We start from the raw sequence: 17,657 nt of genomic DNA on the forward strand, positions 1-17,657 counted from the left end.
ATGACCCATTTCATCGATCCCCGCCTGCGCGCAGCGATGTTGCCGTTCTGGCCTCAGTTCGAGATCATCGGCTCGCATGTCGGCGGCGAACTCGTCATCGGCGATGGCGCGACTGTCTCGGTGAACGATCCGGCAACCGGCAAAGTGCTGTTCACCTACACGGATGCGGGCGCCGACGTCGCGGCCAAGGCTGCGGCGGCTGCGGTCAAAGGGCAGGCGGCGTGGGCGAAGGTCACGGCCGCAGGCTGCGGCCGCATCATGCAGGCGATCGCGCGCGCGATCCTCGCCCATGCCGAGCCGCTCGCGCAGCTGGAGTCGCTCGCCGCCGGCAAGCCGATCCGCGACACCAGGGGCGAGGTCGCCAAGGTCGCGGAGATGTTCGAGTACTATGCGGGCTGGGCCGACAAATTCCACGGCGACGTCATTCCGGTGCCGTCGAGCCATCTCAACTACACGCGCCGCGAGCCGATGGGCGTGGTGCTGCAGATCACGCCGTGGAACGCGCCGGTCTTCACCGCCGGCTGGCAGATCGCGCCCGCCATCAGCATGGGCAATGCCGTCATTCTCAAGCCTTCGGAGCTGACGCCGCTGACGTCGCTGGCGCTTGCGGTCATCTCCGAAGGCGCAGGGCTGCCGAAGGGCGTCGTCAATGTGCTCGCCGGCTTTGGCCACAGCACGGGGCAGGCGGCGCTGAGCCAGCCCGCGGTGAAGAAGGTCGTGTTCGTTGGCTCCGTGCCCACGGGGCGGCTGATCGGCGAGGCGGCGGCGCGGCGCTTGGTGCCGTCGGTGCTCGAGCTCGGCGGCAAGTCGGCCAACATCGTGTTTGCCGATGCCGACCTCGAGCGTGCCGCCGTGGGCGCGCAGGCCGCGATCTTCGGCGGTGCCGGGCAGAGCTGCGTCGCCGGCTCGCGTCTGCTGGTGCAGAGCGCGGTGTACGACCGCTTCGTCGATCTCGTTGCGCAGGGCGCGGCCAAGATCAGATGCGGCGATCCGCTGTCGGCCGAGACCGAGATCGGTCCGATCAACAACGCCAAACAATATGATCACGTGCTGTCGCTGATCCGCGAGGGCGCGGCCGAGGGCGCCGAGATCGTCGCCGGTGCAAATGGCACGGCAGAAGACGGCGGCTATTTCGTCAGGCCGACCGTGCTGAAGAACGTCACCAACAGCATGGGCATTGCGCGCAAGGAAGTATTCGGCCCCGTCGTCGCCGCGATCCGCTTCGAGACCGAGGAGGAGGCGATCGCGATCGCCAATGACAGCGAGTTCGGCCTCGCCGGGGCGGTGTGGACGAAGGACGTCGCGCGCGCACATCGCGTTGCGGCGAGCGTGAAGGCCGGCACGTTCTGGATCAACTCCTACAAGACCATCAACGTCGCCTCGCCCTTCGGTGGCTACAACAACAGCGGCCATGGCCGCTCCTCCGGTGTCGAGGCCTTGTACGAATATACGCAGGTGAAGAGCGTGTGGGTCGAGACCGCGGCCGAGCCGGCCGTGGCCTTCGGCTATGCGCCGGGCTTGCGCGATTGAGCCGGCATGGCATGATGAGTGCAGGAGCAGCGCAGCCCGCGAACAACATAGTTCCGGAATAAGGAACAGACTCATGCCGCGCTTCGTCAACGTCGCCATTGGTCAGCTCGGCCCCATCGCCAAGAGCGATGCGCGGCCCGCGGTCGTCGCGCGGCTGATGGCCCTGATGCGCCAGGCGCACGCCCAGGCTTGCGATCTCATCGTCTATCCCGAGCTCGCACTGACGACCTTCTTCCCGCGTTGGTACATGGCCGATCAGGCCGAGATCGACAGCTATTTCGAGCGCGAGATGCCGGGGCCGGAAACGCAGGCGCTGTTCGCACTGGCGAAGGAGCTGCGCATCGGCTTCTCGCTCGGCTATGCCGAGCTCACGGTCGAAGACGGCGTCGTGCACCGCTACAACACCGCCATTCTCGTCGACAAGGACGCGCGCATCGTCTCGAAGTATCGCAAGGTGCATCTGCCGGGGCATGCCGAGCACGAGCCGTGGCGCAAGTTCCAGCATCTGGAAAAACGCTATTTCGAGCCGGGCCGGAATTTTGGTGTGGCCAATGCGTTCGGCGGCGTCATCGGCATGGCGATCTGCAACGATCGCCGCTGGCCCGAGACCTATCGGGTAATGGGCCTGCAGGGCGTCGAGATGGTGCTGATCGGCTACAATACGCCGGTGCACAATCCGCCCGCGCCGGAGCATGACGACCTCTCGCTGTTCCACAATCGCCTCGTGATGCAGTCGGGTGCCTATCAGAACGGCACTTGGGTCATCGGCGTGGCCAAGGGCGGCATCGAGGAGGGCGTCGATCACATCGCCGGCAGCTGCATCATCGCACCCTCGGGCGAGATCGTGGCCGCCTGCGCCACCAAGGGCGACGAGATCGCGCTGGCGCGCTGCGACCTCGATCTGTGCAACTCCTACAAGCAGACGATCTTCAATTTCGACGTCCATCGCCAACCCCAGGCCTACCGCATGATCGTCGAACGCAAGGGCGAGCGGCTGATGGCGGATGGTTCGCCGGTGCGGAAAGGGTGATGCGCGGCGCCTCTCTATCCTCCGTCATTCCGGGGCATCGCGCAGCGATGAGCCCGGAATCCATAACCACAGGCCGATGTCGTTGAGACGAGATGTCACCACCTCCGTCCCCCACACGACGGTCTGTGGCTATGGATTCCGGGCTCGCGCCGCTGCGCAGCGCGCCCCGGAATGACGAGCGGCGAGAGCAGGGCTCTTGCGCAGGGTGCCTCATTTGCGTTCAAATGAATGCGCTCCGCGCGCATGGCATGGGCCTTGCTTACAATTTCGGCAATTGAACTTTGGGCAAGTTGCATCAGGAGAGAACATGGATCGCAGAACGGTATTGAAGGGATTGGCGGGCGCGAGCGGCCTCGCCCTGACCGGCGGCTTCGCGGCGCCGGCCATCGCGCAAGGCGCATCGGCAAAGACGCTGCGCTTTGTGCCGCAGGCCAATCTCGCCAATTTCGATCCGATCTGGGGCACGCAATATGTCGTGCGCAATGCGGCGGCGATGGTGTGGGACACGCTGTACGGCATCGACGACCAGTTCGTGCCGCAGCGCCAGATGGTCGAGTCCGAGGAGGTCTCCTCCGACGGCCTGACCTGGACCTTCAAGCTGCGTCCCGGCCTGAAATTCCATGACGGCTCGCCGGTGCTGGCCAAGGACGTCGTCGCCAGCCTGACGCGCTGGTCGGCGCGCGATCCGATGGGCCTGATGCTGAAGGCTATTCAGAACGAGCTCACGGCGGTCGATGACAAGACCTTCAAATGGGTGCTGAAGCAGCCTTATCCGAAGATGCTGTTCGCGCTCGGCAAGGGCAATGCGCCCTGCGCCTTCATCATGCCCGAGCGCATCGCGCAGACCGATCCGTTCAAGCAGATGTCGGAATACATCGGCTCCGGCCCGTTCAAATTCGCCAAGAGCGAATGGGTGCCGGGTGCAAAGGCCGTGTTCGAGAAGTTCACCGACTACGTGCCGCGCCAGGAGAAGCCGGTGTGGCTCGCCGGCGGCAAGCAGGTGCTGATCGATCGCGTCGAATGGGTGATCATGCCGGATCCGGCGACCGCTGCGGCGGCGCTGCAGAACGGCGAGGTCGACTGGTGGGAAAACCCGATCACCGATCTCGTGCCGGTGCTGAAGGGCAACAAGAACATCGGCGTCGACATCGGCGATCCGCTCGGCAATGTCGGCGCCTTCCGCATCAACCATCTGCATGCGCCGTTCAACAACGTGAAGGCGCGGCGCGCGATCCTGATGGCGATGAGCCAGGAGGACTACATGCGCGCGCTGGTCGGCGACGACAACTCGCTGTGGAAGCCGCTGCCCGGCGTGTTCACGCCCGGCACGCCGCTCTATACCGAGGAAGGCGGCGACATCCTCAAGGGCAAGCGCGACATCGCGGCGGCCAAGAAGCTGCTGGAGGAAGCCGGCTACAAGGGCGAGCCGATCACCTGCGTCGTCGCGCAGGACCAGCCGATCACCAAGGCGTTCGGCGACGTCACCGCCGACCTCTTGAAGAAGCTCGGCATGACCGTCGATTTCGTCGCCACCGACTGGGGCACGGTCGGCGCCCGCCGCGCCCTGAAGACGCCGCCCGCGCAAGGCGGCTGGCACATGTTCCACACCTGGCACGCCGGCGCCGATTGCATCAACCCGGCCGCCTACAACGCGCTGCGCGCCAATGGCGACAAGGCCTGGTTCGGCTGGCCGGACAGCCCGGCGGTCGAGACCGAGGTCACCAACTGGTTCAATGCCAAGTCGCTCGACGAGGAGAAGGTGGTCGCGGGGCGCATCAACAAGGCGGCGATCGACGACGTGGTGTTCGCACCGACCGGCTTCTTCCTCGGCTACACCGCGTGGCGCAAGACCGTCTCCGGCGTGGCCAAGGGGCCGATCCCGCTGTTCTGGGGCGTGTCGAAGACCGCATAAGGCACTGATTCCATATGCTCGCTTATGCGCTCCGACGAGTCCTTTCGACGTTGCCGGTGATGGCGATCGTCGCGCTGTTCGTCTTCAGCCTGCTGTACATCGCGCCGGGCGACCCGGCCGTTGTCATCGCCGGCGACCAGGCGAGCCCGGCCGACGTCGAGCGCATCCGAGCCAATCTCGGACTGGACCAGCCCTTCCTGGTCCAGTTCGGCAGCTGGGTGTGGCGCCTCTTGCACTTCGATCTCGGGACATCGATCTTCACCAATCTTCCGGTGGCGGCGATGATCGCCCAGCGCATCGAGCCGACCTTGTCGCTGATGATGGTGACGCTGTTCCTCACCATCTTCATCGCGGTGCCGCTCGGCGTCATCGCGGCGTGGAAGGCCGGCACCTGGATCGACCGCACCATCATGGCGTTCGCCGTGTTCGGCTTCTCGGTGCCGGTGTTCGTGGTCGGCTACATTCTCGCTTATGTGTTCGCGCTGCAGCTCGATTGGCTGCCGGTGCAGGGCTACACGCCGCTGGCGCAAGGGTTCTGGCCGTGGCTGCAGAATTTGATCCTGCCGGCGGTCGCGCTCGGCTGCGTCTACATCGCGCTGATCGCGCGCATCACCCGCGCCGCGATGCTCGAAGTGCTGCAGCAGGACTATATCCGCACCGCGCGCGCCAAGGGGCTCGGGCAGGGCGGCATCCTGTTCATCCACGCGCTGAAGAATGCGGCGGTGCCGATCGTCACCGTGGTCGGCATCGGCATCGCGCTGCTGATCGGCGGCGCCGTGGTCACCGAGAGCGTGTTTGCGATTCCAGGGCTTGGGCGGCTCACCATCGACGCGATCCTGCGTCGTGACTATCCGGTGATCCAGGGCATCGTGCTCTTGTTCAGCTTCGTCTACGTGCTCGTCAATCTCCTGATCGACATCACCTACACCCTGGTCGACCCGAGGATCCGCTATTGACCGCCACGACCACAACGTCTCCGCCGCCCGGCCTCGTCATCGCGCCTCGCCTGCCGGATCTGATGGCGGCGCCAAAAATCCGGCGCGGCGCCATCGGCTTCCTGCGCAACCATCCGACGGTCGCGATCGGCGGCGCGCTGTTGCTGCTGCTCGTCATCATCGGCGTGTCAGCGCCGTTCCTGTTCACCGTCGATCCCACCGCGATCGCGCCGGCCAAGCGCACGCGGCTGCCCTCGGCCGATTTCTGGTTCGGCACCGATGCGCTGGGCCGCGACATCTATTCCCGCGTGCTCTATGGCACCCGCGTGTCGCTCACGGTGGGGCTGGCGGTGGCGCTGTTCGCCTCGCTGATCGGGCTGACCATCGGCCTCGTCGCCGGTTTCGTGCGCTGGGCCGATGGCGTCCTGATGCGCTGCATGGACGGGCTGATGTCGATCCCGCCGATATTGCTCGCGGTGGCGCTGATGGCGCTGACGCGCGGCAGCGTCGGCAACGTCATCCTCGCCATCACCGTTGCGGAAATTCCACGCGTCGCGCGCCTGGTGCGCGGCGTCGTGCTGTCCCTGCGCGAGCAGCCCTATGTCGACGGTGCCGTCGCCTCGGGCACGCGCACGCCGATGGTGATCCTGCGCCACATCCTGCCCAACACGATGGCGCCGATGCTGGTGCAGGCCACCTACATCTGCGCCAGCGCCATGATCACCGAGGCCATCCTCTCCTTCATCGGCGCCGGCACGCCGCCGACGATCCCGTCCTGGGGCAACATCATGGCCGAGGGCCGCGCGCTGTGGCAGGTCAAGCCCTACATCGTGTTCTTCCCGGCCGCGTTCCTCTCGGTCACCGTGCTCGCCGTCAACCTCGTCGGCGACGGCCTCCGCGACGCGCTCGACCCGCGCATGGCGAAGAGCCCATGAGCGGCGTGATTTCGAGCCATGTGGTCCGGATCGGGGCCTCGCCCTTCGAGACGCCCGCCTTTGGCGGGCTCCTCAGGGTGAGGGGTGAGAGCGCTGCCCATGGCGGCGCTGCTCACACGCGATGTGTGGCGCCAGATGCGAAACCAAACCCTCTCCATGAACACGCCTCTTGGCGTGTTCATGGTCCGGTGTGCGGTGCCGCCTCGACTTTTGACCCTCATGGTGAGGAGCGCCGCGCCGAGCTGATTGTGATCACGCGCAGTCTGAACGCGCGGCGCGTCTCGAACCATGAGGCCCCTGTGTCACCGCATGCGGCCCCACACCGCGGCCAGGAGCTGACCTGATGCCGTTGCTCGAGGTCGAGAATCTCCAGGTCCATTTCCGCACGCCCACAGGCATCAACCGCGCCGTCGACGGCGTGTCGTTCTACGTCAATCCCGGCGAGACGCTGGCCATCGTCGGCGAATCCGGCTGCGGCAAGTCAGTCACCTCGATGTCGATGATGCGGCTGATCCCGGAGCCGCCCGGCAAGATCGCGGGCTCGATCAAGCTCGAGGGCCGGGACATTTTGACTCTCTCCGACCGCGAGATGCGTGCGTTGCGCGGCAACGACATCTCGATGATCTTCCAGGAGCCGATGACGAGCCTCAACCCGGTGCTGACGGTCGGCCGCCAGATCGGCGAGACCCTGCGGTTGCATCAGGGGCTCGACCAGGCGCAGGCGGAGGCGCGTGCGGTCGAGATGCTGACGCTCGTTGGCATCCCCGAGCCCGCACGGCGGGTGCGCGAATATCCGCATCAACTCTCCGGCGGCATGCGCCAGCGCGTGATGATCGCGATGGCGCTGGCCTGCAATCCAAAGCTCCTGATTGCCGACGAGCCGACCACCGCGCTCGACGTCACCATCCAGGCGCAGATCCTCAAGCTGATGCTGGAACTGAAGCAGCGCGTCGGCGCCGCGATCATCCTGATCACCCATGATCTCGGCGTCGTCGCCGAAGTCGCCGAGCGGGTGATGGTGATGTATGCCGGCCGCAAGGTCGAGGAAGCGCCCGTGAAGGAGCTGTTCCGGTCGCCGCGCCATCCCTACACGCAAGGGCTGCTCGGTGCGCTGCCCAAGCTCGGCTCGTCGCTGACGGGCGAGACGAAGCGTCTTGCGGAGATTCCCGGCCAGGTGCCGGACCTGAAGCAGCGCATCGAGGGCTGCGTGTTCGCCGGCCGCTGCGCGCTCGCCACCGATGTCTGCCGGCAATATGCGCCGGGGCTGGAGGAGAAGGCGCCGCGCCACGTCGCCGCCTGTCATTTCGCCGCCAAGGAGCAGGCCGCCGCATGAGCGCTCCGCTGCTGCAGGTCAACGACCTCAAGAAGCATTTTCCAATCCGCAGCGGCCTGTTTGGCCGCAGCAAAAGCCGGGTGCACGCCGTCGACGGCGTTTCGTTCGAGATCGCGAAGGGCGAAACGCTGTCGCTGGTCGGCGAATCCGGCTGCGGCAAGTCCACCGTCGGCCGCGCCATCCTCAGGCTGTTCGACATCACCGCCGGCCAGATCGTGCTCGACGGCAAGCGCATCGACGATCTCGGCCCGGGCAGCCTGCGCGAGATGCGCCGCCGCGTCCAGGTCGTGTTCCAGGATCCGTTCTCCAGCCTCAATCCGCGGATGCGGATCCGCGACATCCTGGCCGAGCCGATCAACAATTTCGGCCTCGCCAAGGACAAGGCCGAGCGCGATGGGCGCATTGCCGAGCTGATGGAGATCGTGCGGCTGCCGCGCGACGCGGTGAACCGCCGCCCGCATGAATTCTCCGGCGGCCAGCGCCAGCGCATCGGCATTGCCCGCGCGCTCGCCGCCAAGCCCGACCTCATCGTCTGCGACGAGGCGGTGTCCGCGCTCGACGTCTCCGTCAAGGCGCAGATCGTCAACCTGCTGCAGGACCTGCAGCGCGAGTTCGGCCTGGCGCTGCTGTTCATCAGCCACGACCTCGCCATCGTCGAGCACATGACCCACCGCGTCGCCGTGATGTATCTCGGCAAGATCGTCGAGCTCGCCCCGCGCCGCCAGATCTTCGCCTCGCCGGGCCATCCCTACACCAAGGCATTGCTCTCAGCCGTGCCGATCCCCGAACCCGGCGCCGAGCGCACCCCCATCATCCTCAAGGGCGACGTCCCGAGCCCGGTCAACCCGCCGAAGGGCTGCCGCTTCAACACCCGCTGCCCGCTCGCGTTCGACCGCTGCCGCAGCGAGGTGCCGGAGCTCAGGCTCAAGGACGAGGACCAGTGGGTGGCGTGTCATCTGGAGAATGCCACGTAGTTGCGTAGCCCGCATGAGCGACAGCCGGCGCGCGGGACGCGCGGCGGCGCCAGCGACATGCGGGATCTCACGAACTGTGTCGGAGACCCCGGATGTCGCTGCGCTCATCCGGGCTACGAGGCGACGACGCGGCCACAGATCTGCGTCTCCGCTCTCTCGCCCCCTCCGCTGTCGTCCTGGGCAAGCCGCGACAGCGCGAAGCGGCGGCGGCGCTGACCCGGGACTCAGACGCCGTGACGGCCGTTGGCTTGCGCAAGCCCGGCCATCGCGTGTCACGGCGTCGCCTTGTGGTTATGGATCCCTGCGTGCGCAGGGATGACGGCGGAGTTTGTGGAGGCTGTGAGGCTCTGGCGAGACGACGGCGCAGCGCGCGTGCCCCGCCTGCGACCCATCGGCCACACCGGGCTCGCCAATCGGCCGCTCGCGGCGCCGTCCCCAGGACGATGCATTGTCATGCCCCGGGCCGCCGACTAGAAATTGATCCGGTTGAGGAATCTCAAGTCCAGGCCGCGCGGGAACCAGCACCACGCGGGCTGTCCCGCGTTCGATGAGGCCGCCATGCATCTCACCCACGATCCCACGGCTCCAGCGGCAGAGACAATCAGCTTCGACCAGTTCCTGAGCGTCGACATCCGCGTCGGCACCATCGTCGCCGCCGAGCCCTATCCAGAGGCGAAGAAGCCGTCGCTGAAACTGACGATCGATTTCGGCCCCGGCATCGGCACCAGGCGCTCCAGCGCGCAGATCGCGACGCTGTATGACCCGGTGACGCTGGTCGGGCGCCAGGTCGCCGGCGTCGTCAACTTCCCGCCGCGGCAGATCGGCAAGTTCATGTCGGAGGTGCTGACGCTCGGGTTTCCGGACGAGGCCGGCAACGTCGTGCTGTTCCAGCCCGACAAGGCCGTGCCGAACGGCGCGCGGCTGTTTTGAGAGCGGGGAGAGCCGAGATGGATATGCTGCTCGAACCTGTTACGCTGCCGCCGTTCCCCGAGGGATTAAGGATTTCACTGCGGCAGATGCATCTTCTCCAGGCTCCCATGGGCGGCACCCTGGTGACCGGCGGCGCCACCTTCCGCGTGTTCGCGCCGCACGCCAGGGCGCTCTACGTCTGCGGCCCGTTCAATGGCTGGGCGCAGGATGCGAGCTGCCGTCTCGCGCCGATCGGCAACGGCCATTGGGCGATCTTCGTCCCCGGCCTGAAGGACGGCGATTCCTACATGTATTTCGTCGAGGGCGAGGGCTCCTCCGGCTACAAGCGCGATCCGCATGCGCGGCTCCTGACCGTCGACCCGCCGTTCCCGCAATCGCATTCGGTGCTGCGCAATCCCAACGCGTTTCCCTGGCACGACACCGACTTCACGCCGCCGCCGTGGAACGAGCTCGTGATCTATCAGCTTCATGTCGGCAGCTTCGACATGAAGGCGGGCAATCCCGACGGCTGCTTTTTCGACGTGATCGAGCGCGTGCCGCATCTCAAGACGCTCGGCGTCAATGCCATCGAGCTGCTGCCGGTGCAGGAGTTCCCGACCATGTTCAGCATGGGCTACAACGGTACCGACCTGTTCAGCCCGGAAGCGGAGTATGGCGAGCACGAGGAGGCGCACCTCGCCGCCTATGTCGCGCGCACCAACGAGATCCTGACAGCGGCGGGCGCGGCGCCTTACGCCGGCGTCGACACCCTGCGCCATTGCGACGACCAGTTGCGCGCGCTGATCGACGTCTGCCACGTCCACGGCATCGCCGTGCTGTTCGACGTCGTCTACAACCACGCCGGCGGCGGCTTCGACGAGGCCAGCATCTGGTATTTCGACCGCCAGCCTTATGGCGATCCCAACAGGAGCGTGTATTTCACCGACCAGGGCTGGGCCGGCGGGCAAGTGTTTGCCTATTGGAACGCCGACGTGCGGCAGTACCTCGTCGACAACGCGATCATGTTCACTCGCGAGTATCACGCCGACGGCCTGCGCTTCGACGAGGTCAGCGTGATGGACCGCTTCGGCGGCTGGGCAACCTGTCAGCAGCTCACCGAGGCGCTGCGCGCGGAGAAGCCGGACGCGATCCAGATCGCCGAATACTGGCCGGTCAATCCGTGGGTGGTGAAGGATCTCGCGCAAGGCGGTGCCGGCTTCGATGCGACCTGGAGCGACGGCCTGCGGCTCGCCGTGCGCGGCGCCATCGCCAGCGCGGCCGGCGGCGCGGGCGCGGACGTTGCGATGCAGCCGATCGCAGCCGCGATTGCCGATCTCAGCCTCGACAAGCGCTGGCGCGCGGTCAATTCGATCGAGAACCACGACATCGTCTATGCCGGCCGCGAGCCGCGCATTCCACGCCTCGCCGATCCCGTCGACAGCCGCTGCTGGTATGCGCGCAGCCGCAGCCGCGTCGCCACCGGCCTGCTGCTGACCGCGCCGGGCATCCCGATGCTGTTCATGGGCCAGGAGCTGTTCGAGGACCGGCCGTGGAGCGACACGCCGAACCCGGACACCACGATCCAATGGCCGCTGCTCGACGGCGCGGACAAGATCACCGCCGACGCCGTGCGCTTCACGTCAGAGCTGATCGCGATCCGCCGCACCCACCCGGCGCTGACCGGCGAAGGTTGCGCCATCGTCCACGCCCATGACGGCAACCGCGTGCTCGCCTTCCACCGCTGGGACGGCCAGGGCGACGATGTCATCGTCATCGTCAGTTTGAATGAGACACCGTGGCGCGACTACGCGATCGGCTTTCCGGCCGCGGGGCGGTGGAATGAGGTGTTCAACAGCGACGTCTACGACAATTGGGTCAATCCCGGCGTCGTCGGCAACAACGGCGCGGTCACGGCCGGCGGCCCGGCGCTGCACGGCCAGCCGTGCTCGGCCATGGTGACGATCCCGGCGAATGGCGTGCTGGTGTTCGCAAGGGCGTAGAGCGGCGTCGCCATGTTGCGCGCGAATGCTCCGGCAACGGCGGTGCTCGTAGGGTGGGCAAAGGCGCCTCCGTGCCGCCTCGACGAACGAGATCGTAGAGGCGCCGTGCCCACCGTCTTTGCTGATGAGTTCGCGGATCGACGGTGGGCACGCCGCCGCCTCCGGCGGCCGCTTTGCCCACCCTACGGCAGCGCGATCGCGGCAGACACGCTGGGACATGGTCACACGATCTCTCCACCGTCATTGCGAGCGCAGCGAAGCAATCCAGAGTGGTGGGCGGGACCCTGGATTGCTTCGCTGCGCTCGCAATGACGTGGTGAGAGTGCGGCACTCGATGAGCAGCGCGATATGTAGCAACAGTCTAAACGATCAGCCGTCCCTGCCGCTCTGCGATCCCAATCACCGCCTCGGTCCCGGCATTGAAATCCAGATGATCCGCCTCGATGCCATCCGAGAAGATCACGCCGTTTTCCGGCATCAGCGAACGCAGGCGCAGGATCTCGCCGCCATTCAGACCGCCACACACCAGCGAGGTCTGCGAGGTCTTGCTCGGGAACGGTTCGCGGACGGCGAAGCGAAGCGCCCGGGCGTCCCAGGGCAGGGCGGTGTAGTCGCCGCCGGTGGTCGGGCTGCCAAAACTGCCGGCGATGGCCAGCGCGCCGGTGACGATGCTCTTGAACCAGGCGGTCGAGCCGAGCCCGGTCGCGACGATGAGGCCGCTGGAGGATTGCCGCTCATGACGCTCGCGGGTCGCGATCTCGTAACGCGCCGAGACATGGGTGCGGGCGCCGATGAAGAGGTCGTTGACGGCGTGCAGCACCTGGCCGTCCGGCAGGCTCGCGCGGGCCATGGTCACCGCTTTCGCCGCGCGCCTATCGGCGGCAACCTCGGGCAGCAGGCGCGCGAGGTCGCCCGGCGCGAATGGCAGCAGCACGCCGTCGTGACGCGCGGCGTCCGGGTTGAGCCCGAGCAGCGGCTGGCCGTCGAGATATTTCATGGTGTTGGCGACGAGGCCATCCGGGCCGAGCGCCGCGACGATGTCGGCGGTGCCGAACAGGAAGTTCGGCAGGAAGCTGCGGTCGACGATCTGGTAGCGCCCCCAGCGCTCCAGCGTCTGCGTCGCGGTGGCGCGCGCGGCCTGGTAGGCCGCGTGCTCGCGCTCATAGTCGGAGAAGTCGGCACCGAGATGCTCGACATAGAAGCGGGCCTGGTCCGCGGTGAGGAATCTTGCGATCAGCTCCTCGAGCCGCGTCTTTCGGACGACCAGCACCACCTTGCGGTCATTGCCGGACACGGGCGGCCTCCGCGGGGCTCTGCATCAGGCTGTTCAACAGCTCCGGCGAGACGTTCAGCTGCCCGATCTTCTCGGCCTTCTCGGCAAGCCCTGAGAATGCCTGCGCGATCAGCTGTCCCGGCTGCATGCCGGTCGCGGCCAGCGCCTGGATCACGCGGGTGTCGACACCCTCGAAGATCTTCATCAGCGCACCGACGCGATAGGCCTCGGCATCCGCCAAGGTGCGAGTGTTCGACGCATTCAGCGCGACGAAATCCTTGCGCCTGGCCTCCAGCCCGATGTCCGCGACCATGCCGGCCTCGCGCAGCTCGTTCTTTTTCGCCGCGACGCTGGCCTCCGCATCCATCTGCGTCTCGCGGATCGAGCGCTTCTTCTGCTCGACCGCGATCTCGGTATCGAGCTCGCTCTCGCGGATCGCCCGCTCGCGTTCGACCGCAAAATTGCGCCGCGCGAAGATGGCCTCGTCCGCGCTCTTCAGGATTGCCTCGCGCGCTTCCGCCTCCAGCGCCTTGGCCGTCTCCGGCGTCGGCTTCACCGCGCGCACGGCGACGCCGAGGATCTCGAGGCCCAGCGCATCGATGTCGGCGCGGGTCTTCAATCCAGCCGCAATCGCCTCGGCAATGCGGTCGGAGGCCCGCAGCGCCTCCTTCAGGGTCATGTCCTTGACGGCCTGCTGCGCCAGCACCTCGACCGCGCCGAGCACGCGCTGCGGCAGTTCTTCCGGGTCGTCGGATTCGTACGTCTTGCCGTCGCGCTTGAGGGTGAAGTTCAGCATGGTGGCGGCCTTCTTCGGCTCGCCGATGCGGTAGGTGACCTGGCCCTGGATCGTCAGCGTCTGAAAGTCGCGGGCGATCTGCTGGAAGATGAAGGCGGCGTCGCGGCTGCCGATGGGGATCGCGACCAGCGAGGTCGCGGGCCCGTAATAGAAGATGGAGAGCCCGGCACCTTCCTCGACGACGGCGCCGGCGCGGTACTTGAGCAGATAGGTGGTGGGCTGGGCCTTGATGAAGCGTAAGCCGAACATGGCGGCCTCCTGATGTCTGATGGCGTAAGTGCGTCACGCCAACTAAGTAAGTTGGACAGTACAACTAAGCATGCTAGTGTCAAGGGGCGAAATCGGCGGGGCGCGGGCGGCCAGAGGGGCGGCGAGGGGACGGTATGGCAGGGCGGCAGGGAACGGACAGCGGAGCTGGGGACAAGGTGAGCAGCGGCGCGAAACGGGCCGGACTTGATTTTCCGCGGCCGCTGACGACGGTCGACGTCGTCATCTTCACGATCCGGCTGGAGGCGCTGCAGGTGCTGCTGCTGCGCCGCGGCCACGGCGAGGGCGAGCCGTTCCCGGATGCGCTCGCGCTGCCGGGCGGCTTCGTCGACGTCGCCCGGGATGCCGACCTCGAAGCCTGCGCCCGGCGCAAGCTCGCCGAGAAGACTGGCGTCGTCAGCCCCTATCTGGAGCAGCTCGGCAGCTGGGGCAGCGCCACGCGCGATCCGCGCGGCTGGTCGGCGACGCATGCCTATTTCGCGCTGATCCCGGCCTCGGCCGCGGAGACGGCGCTCGCACCCGACGCGCAGTGGTTTGCGCTCGAAGGCGCAGGTGTGAAGCCGAAGCTCGCCTTCGATCACGCCGAGATCCTGCAGGCGGCCGTGCAGCGGCTGCGCAACAAGGTCGAGTACACCTCGCTGCCGGCCTATCTGATGGCGGACGAGTTCACCTTGCCCGAGCTGCAGCGGACCTATGAGATCGTGCTCGACCGTCCGCTGGAGAAGAGCGCCTTTCGCACCCGCATGCTCTCGGCCGACCTGATCGAGCCGATCAATAAGCAGCGCAAGGGACCGAACCGACCGGCGCAGCTCTATCGCCTGAAGACGGCGGCTGCGCCGGTGTATTTCGCGCGGACGTTCAATGCGCCGGAGTGAGGATCAGCCGCCGAGCGCGCGCCAGGCTTTGCTTCGCACCGCGTCGCGGAGCGAGACGAGATGGAACGGGCTGTCGAAGATGGCGAGCGTCTCCGTCGCGGACGTGTATGCGGGCCAAGCGGCAGCCTTGTCCGGGATGCCCTCGGCGGCAAAGCGCAGCACGGACGCCTGCAGTCGCGCGGCGACCTCGATGTCGGCGAGCGTCATCGGGCCGCCTGGTCGCTTGAGCACGGGGCGGTCGACGAAGCCGGGCAGGTGCGCCCATAGGCAGGCATTGTCGGCGCCATGCGTCGGGCCCTGCGACAAGAACGGCTGCAGATGCGGGGCGTGATCGAAGCGGCTGAGCCAGGCGCGGCCGCCGGCTTCGCTCTGCAGCCGCGCGAGCTCGTGCATCGGCCGGTGCCACATCGCGTCCGACAGCAACGCCTCGTAGGCATCCTCGCTGGCGCGCGCGGTGTCGCGATAGCAGGCGAGCAGCTGCTCCCAGCCGGCGTCGCCATGGCGGGCCCTGATCGCCGCCTCGGTCACCCGGATCATCGCCGCCGGGGGATTGCTCTGCAGGAACATCACCATCTCATCTCGGCAGGAGCCGAGCCACAACTCATGGTCGCGCACGGCGCCGGCGGCGACCGCTGCGCGGGGATCTTGCGGGATGATGTCGCCATCGAGCACCGGACCGAACAGCGTTCCCTGGTCGGTCTGGGTCGCGACGTCACGGCCGACGCGCTCGGCTGCGTCGAGCAGCGCGGTGACCGGCACGTCGAGAATGCGCTCGGCTTGTTGCGGCGGCAGCGCGAGCGCTGACAGGAACCGTTCTGCGATGTCATCGGCCTGCGTCGCCGCCATGATGCCGCGGCCGGGCACGCTCAGCGCGATGCTGCGACGGAATTTGCCGCGCGCCTGCGGCAGCGTCATCAGGGTGACGACCAGCGAGGCGCCCGCCGACTGGCCGATCAAGGTGATGGCGTCGGGATCGCCGCCGAAGGCCGCGATGTTGTCGCGCACCCAGTCGAGCGCCGCGACCGTGTCGGTGACGGCGAGATTGCTGGCCTCCGACAGCGCGCCGCCGAAGCGGTGCAGCTGCAGGAAACCAAGCGGGCCCAGCCGATAGTTGATGGTGACGATGACGGCCGGGCCGTGCGCTGCGAGGAAGCCGCCGTCATAGTCCGAGCCCGCCCCGGTGACGAAGGCGCCGCCGTGAATGAAGAACAGCACCGGCAGCGGTCCGCTGCGTACGGCCGGCGTCCAGATGTTGAGGCTGAGGCATTCGGCCTCGGCGTCGTCGGCGATCAGCCCGCGCTGCGGGGCGACGGGGCCGAACTCCGTGCACGGCCGCGGTCCATCCCAGGCCGGGCAGGGCCTCGCGCGGCGGTAGCGGGCCGCGCGCGCGAACGGAATGCCCTTGAAGGCCTCGACCTGACGGTCGAGGGCGAAGCTGCCGATCACGGCGCCGCTCCTGGTTGTCACCAGGGGCGGCGCCGCATGCAGGTCAGCCGATGGCGGAAGCGGTCTTGCGGTCATGATTGATCAACTCAGGAGTCTTCTTGCCGAGGTCTTCGATGCCGACCGTATGCGTCTCGCGTGCAGTGGCGGCGGCTGCGGCCGAGATCACGCAGGCGATCGCGATGAAGATGGCCACGGGCATCCAGCCCGTCGGCCCGTCGCCGAGCACGCTCTGGCTGATCACCGGCGTGAAGCCGGCGGCGAGGAAGCCGAGCTGGGTGCCGATCGCGGTCCCCGAGTAGCGCACGCGGGTGTCGAACATCTCCGCGTAGAACGACGGCCAGATCGCATTCGGCGCTGCATAGATGATGCCCGACAGGATCATCGCGGCCAGCATGATCTTGGTCGAGTCGCCGGTCGTGATCGCCATGAAGTAGGGGAAGATCATCACCGCACAGCCGAGCACGCCGCCGATGAACACCGGCTTGCGACCGATGCGATCGGCCAGGATCGCCCACATCGGTTGCGTCACCAGCGCCGTGGCATTGCCGAGCACGCCCGCCCACAGCATCGTCGAGCGGGGGACACCGAACTTGGTCGTGGCATAGCCGAGCGCGAATACCGCGGTGACGGTGCTGACGGTGGCGATCAGTGCGCAGACGATGACGCGCAGCACGTCGGGCCAGAACTCGCGCAGCAGCGTGACCAGCGGGAAGCGGGCGACCGCGTTGCTGGTCTTGATCTCCGCGAAGGCCGGGGTTTCCGGCATGGTACGGCGCACCAGATAGGCCACCACCAGCACGACGAAGGACAGCAGGAAGGGCACGCGCCAGCCCCAGCTCAGCAGCTGATCCTCCGGCAGGGCCGCGATCGGAATGAAGACGAGCGTCGCCAGGATCGCACCGGCCTGGGTGCCGGTCAGGGTCCAGCTGGTGAAGAAGGCGCGGCGGCCGCTATTTGAATGCTCGAGCGTCAGCGAATTCGAGCCGCTCTGCTCGCCGGCGGCGGACAGCCCCTGCAGCAGCCGCAGCAAGGTCAGCAGGATCGGAGCAGCGCCGCCGATCATCCTTGCGTCGGGCAGCAGGCCGATCGCCAAGGTCGAGCCGCCCATCAGGATCAACGTGAAGACCAGGACGGTCTTGCGGCCGATCCGGTCACCGAAATGGCCGAGGATGACGGCGCCCACCGGGCGAGCGATGTAGCCGACGCCGAAGCTCATCAGGGCCAGGATGGTGCCGGTGGCCGGGTCGAGATTGGTGAAGAACACTTTTGGAAAGATCAGCGCGGCGGCGGTGCCGTAGATGAAGAAGTCGTAGTATTCCAGCATGCTGCCGACGAAGCTGACGAGGGCGGCTCGCCTGGCGAGACGGTCTGTGGACGTCGATGCTGTCATGGTCCTCCCCTTTGTTCATTTTTGTCGTTTCGCAAGGAGCGGCAGCGGGACG

General features: G+C 67.1%; 14 protein-coding genes. 10 read left to right on the forward strand and 4 right to left on the reverse strand.

Annotated features, from left to right (window positions below; translation table 11 throughout):
* The 9 genes from QQL87_RS34100 (at nucleotide 1) to QQL87_RS34140 (ending at nucleotide 11,558) form a co-directional block, all read left to right on the forward strand.
* Nucleotides 1-1,530: an aldehyde dehydrogenase family protein gene (locus tag QQL87_RS34100; protein ID WP_284423526.1), complete on the forward strand. Its 1,530-nt coding sequence runs from the start codon at nucleotides 1-3 to the stop codon at nucleotides 1,528-1,530.
* A gap of 73 nt (nucleotides 1,531-1,603) precedes the next feature.
* Nucleotides 1,604-2,560, forward strand: a complete 957-nt coding sequence (locus tag QQL87_RS34105; RefSeq protein ID WP_284423527.1) for an N-carbamoyl-D-amino-acid hydrolase — start codon at nucleotides 1,604-1,606, stop codon at nucleotides 2,558-2,560.
* A 307-nt stretch (nucleotides 2,561-2,867) separates the two neighbouring features.
* Nucleotides 2,868-4,472 carry an ABC transporter substrate-binding protein gene (locus tag QQL87_RS34110; protein ID WP_284423528.1) on the forward strand — a complete coding sequence of 535 codons (1,605 nt, stop codon included), beginning with the start codon at nucleotides 2,868-2,870 and terminating at the stop codon, nucleotides 4,470-4,472.
* Nucleotides 4,473-4,486: 14 nt separating this feature from the next.
* Entirely contained in the window at nucleotides 4,487-5,428 is a 942-nt protein-coding gene (locus tag QQL87_RS34115) for an ABC transporter permease (RefSeq protein WP_284423529.1), read from the forward strand.
* Nucleotides 5,425-6,342: an ABC transporter permease gene (locus tag QQL87_RS34120; protein WP_284423530.1), complete on the forward strand. Its 918-nt coding sequence runs from the start codon at nucleotides 5,425-5,427 to the stop codon at nucleotides 6,340-6,342. Before QQL87_RS34115 ends, QQL87_RS34120 begins: the two co-directional genes overlap by 4 nt.
* A 343-nt stretch (nucleotides 6,343-6,685) precedes the next feature.
* Nucleotides 6,686-7,675: an ABC transporter ATP-binding protein gene (locus tag QQL87_RS34125; protein WP_284423531.1), complete on the forward strand. Its 990-nt coding sequence runs from the start codon at nucleotides 6,686-6,688 to the stop codon at nucleotides 7,673-7,675.
* Nucleotides 7,672-8,649, forward strand: a complete 978-nt coding sequence (locus tag QQL87_RS34130; protein WP_284423532.1) for an ABC transporter ATP-binding protein — start codon at nucleotides 7,672-7,674, stop codon at nucleotides 8,647-8,649. The genes QQL87_RS34125 and QQL87_RS34130 overlap by 4 nt, the downstream gene beginning before the upstream one ends.
* Before the next feature lie 558 nt (nucleotides 8,650-9,207).
* Nucleotides 9,208-9,579: a tRNA-binding protein gene (locus QQL87_RS34135; RefSeq protein WP_284423533.1), complete on the forward strand. Its 372-nt coding sequence runs from the start codon at nucleotides 9,208-9,210 to the stop codon at nucleotides 9,577-9,579.
* Between the two features lie 17 nt (nucleotides 9,580-9,596).
* Entirely contained in the window at nucleotides 9,597-11,558 is a 1,962-nt protein-coding gene (locus tag QQL87_RS34140) for an alpha amylase C-terminal domain-containing protein (protein WP_284423534.1), read from the forward strand.
* A 361-nt stretch (nucleotides 11,559-11,919) separates the two neighbouring features.
* Here QQL87_RS34140 and QQL87_RS34145 read toward each other — a convergent pair whose 3' ends face one another.
* Together QQL87_RS34145 and QQL87_RS34150 are read right to left on the reverse strand one after the other, a co-directional pair.
* On the reverse strand, nucleotides 11,920-12,852 hold the full coding sequence (locus tag QQL87_RS34145) for a diacylglycerol kinase catalytic domain-containing protein (protein WP_284423535.1): 933 nt from the start codon (nucleotides 12,850-12,852) through the stop codon (nucleotides 11,920-11,922).
* Nucleotides 12,839-13,876 (reverse strand): SPFH domain-containing protein, encoded by a 1,038-nt coding sequence (locus QQL87_RS34150; protein ID WP_284423536.1) that lies wholly within the window; start codon nucleotides 13,874-13,876, stop codon nucleotides 12,839-12,841. The genes QQL87_RS34145 and QQL87_RS34150 overlap by 14 nt, the downstream gene beginning before the upstream one ends.
* A gap of 134 nt (nucleotides 13,877-14,010) precedes the next feature.
* Between QQL87_RS34150 and QQL87_RS34155 the strand changes: the two genes are divergently transcribed.
* Entirely contained in the window at nucleotides 14,011-14,769 is a 759-nt protein-coding gene (locus QQL87_RS34155; protein WP_284423537.1) for an NUDIX hydrolase, read from the forward strand.
* A gap of 3 nt (nucleotides 14,770-14,772) precedes the next feature.
* Here QQL87_RS34155 and QQL87_RS34160 read toward each other — a convergent pair whose 3' ends face one another.
* Both QQL87_RS34160 and QQL87_RS34165 read right to left on the reverse strand, forming a co-directional pair.
* A complete protein-coding gene (locus QQL87_RS34160) occupies nucleotides 14,773-16,290 on the reverse strand; it encodes a carboxylesterase/lipase family protein (protein ID WP_284423538.1) in 1,518 nt (505 codons plus the stop codon).
* On the reverse strand, nucleotides 16,259-17,605 hold the full coding sequence (locus QQL87_RS34165) for an MFS transporter (RefSeq protein ID WP_284423539.1): 1,347 nt from the start codon (nucleotides 17,603-17,605) through the stop codon (nucleotides 16,259-16,261). Before QQL87_RS34165 ends, QQL87_RS34160 begins: the two co-directional genes overlap by 32 nt.
* Nucleotides 17,606-17,657 lie beyond the last annotated feature (52 nt).

This window comes from Bradyrhizobium sp. SSBR45G, from assembly GCF_030159255.1.
In the GTDB taxonomy this organism is placed as follows: domain Bacteria; phylum Pseudomonadota; class Alphaproteobacteria; order Rhizobiales; family Xanthobacteraceae; genus Bradyrhizobium.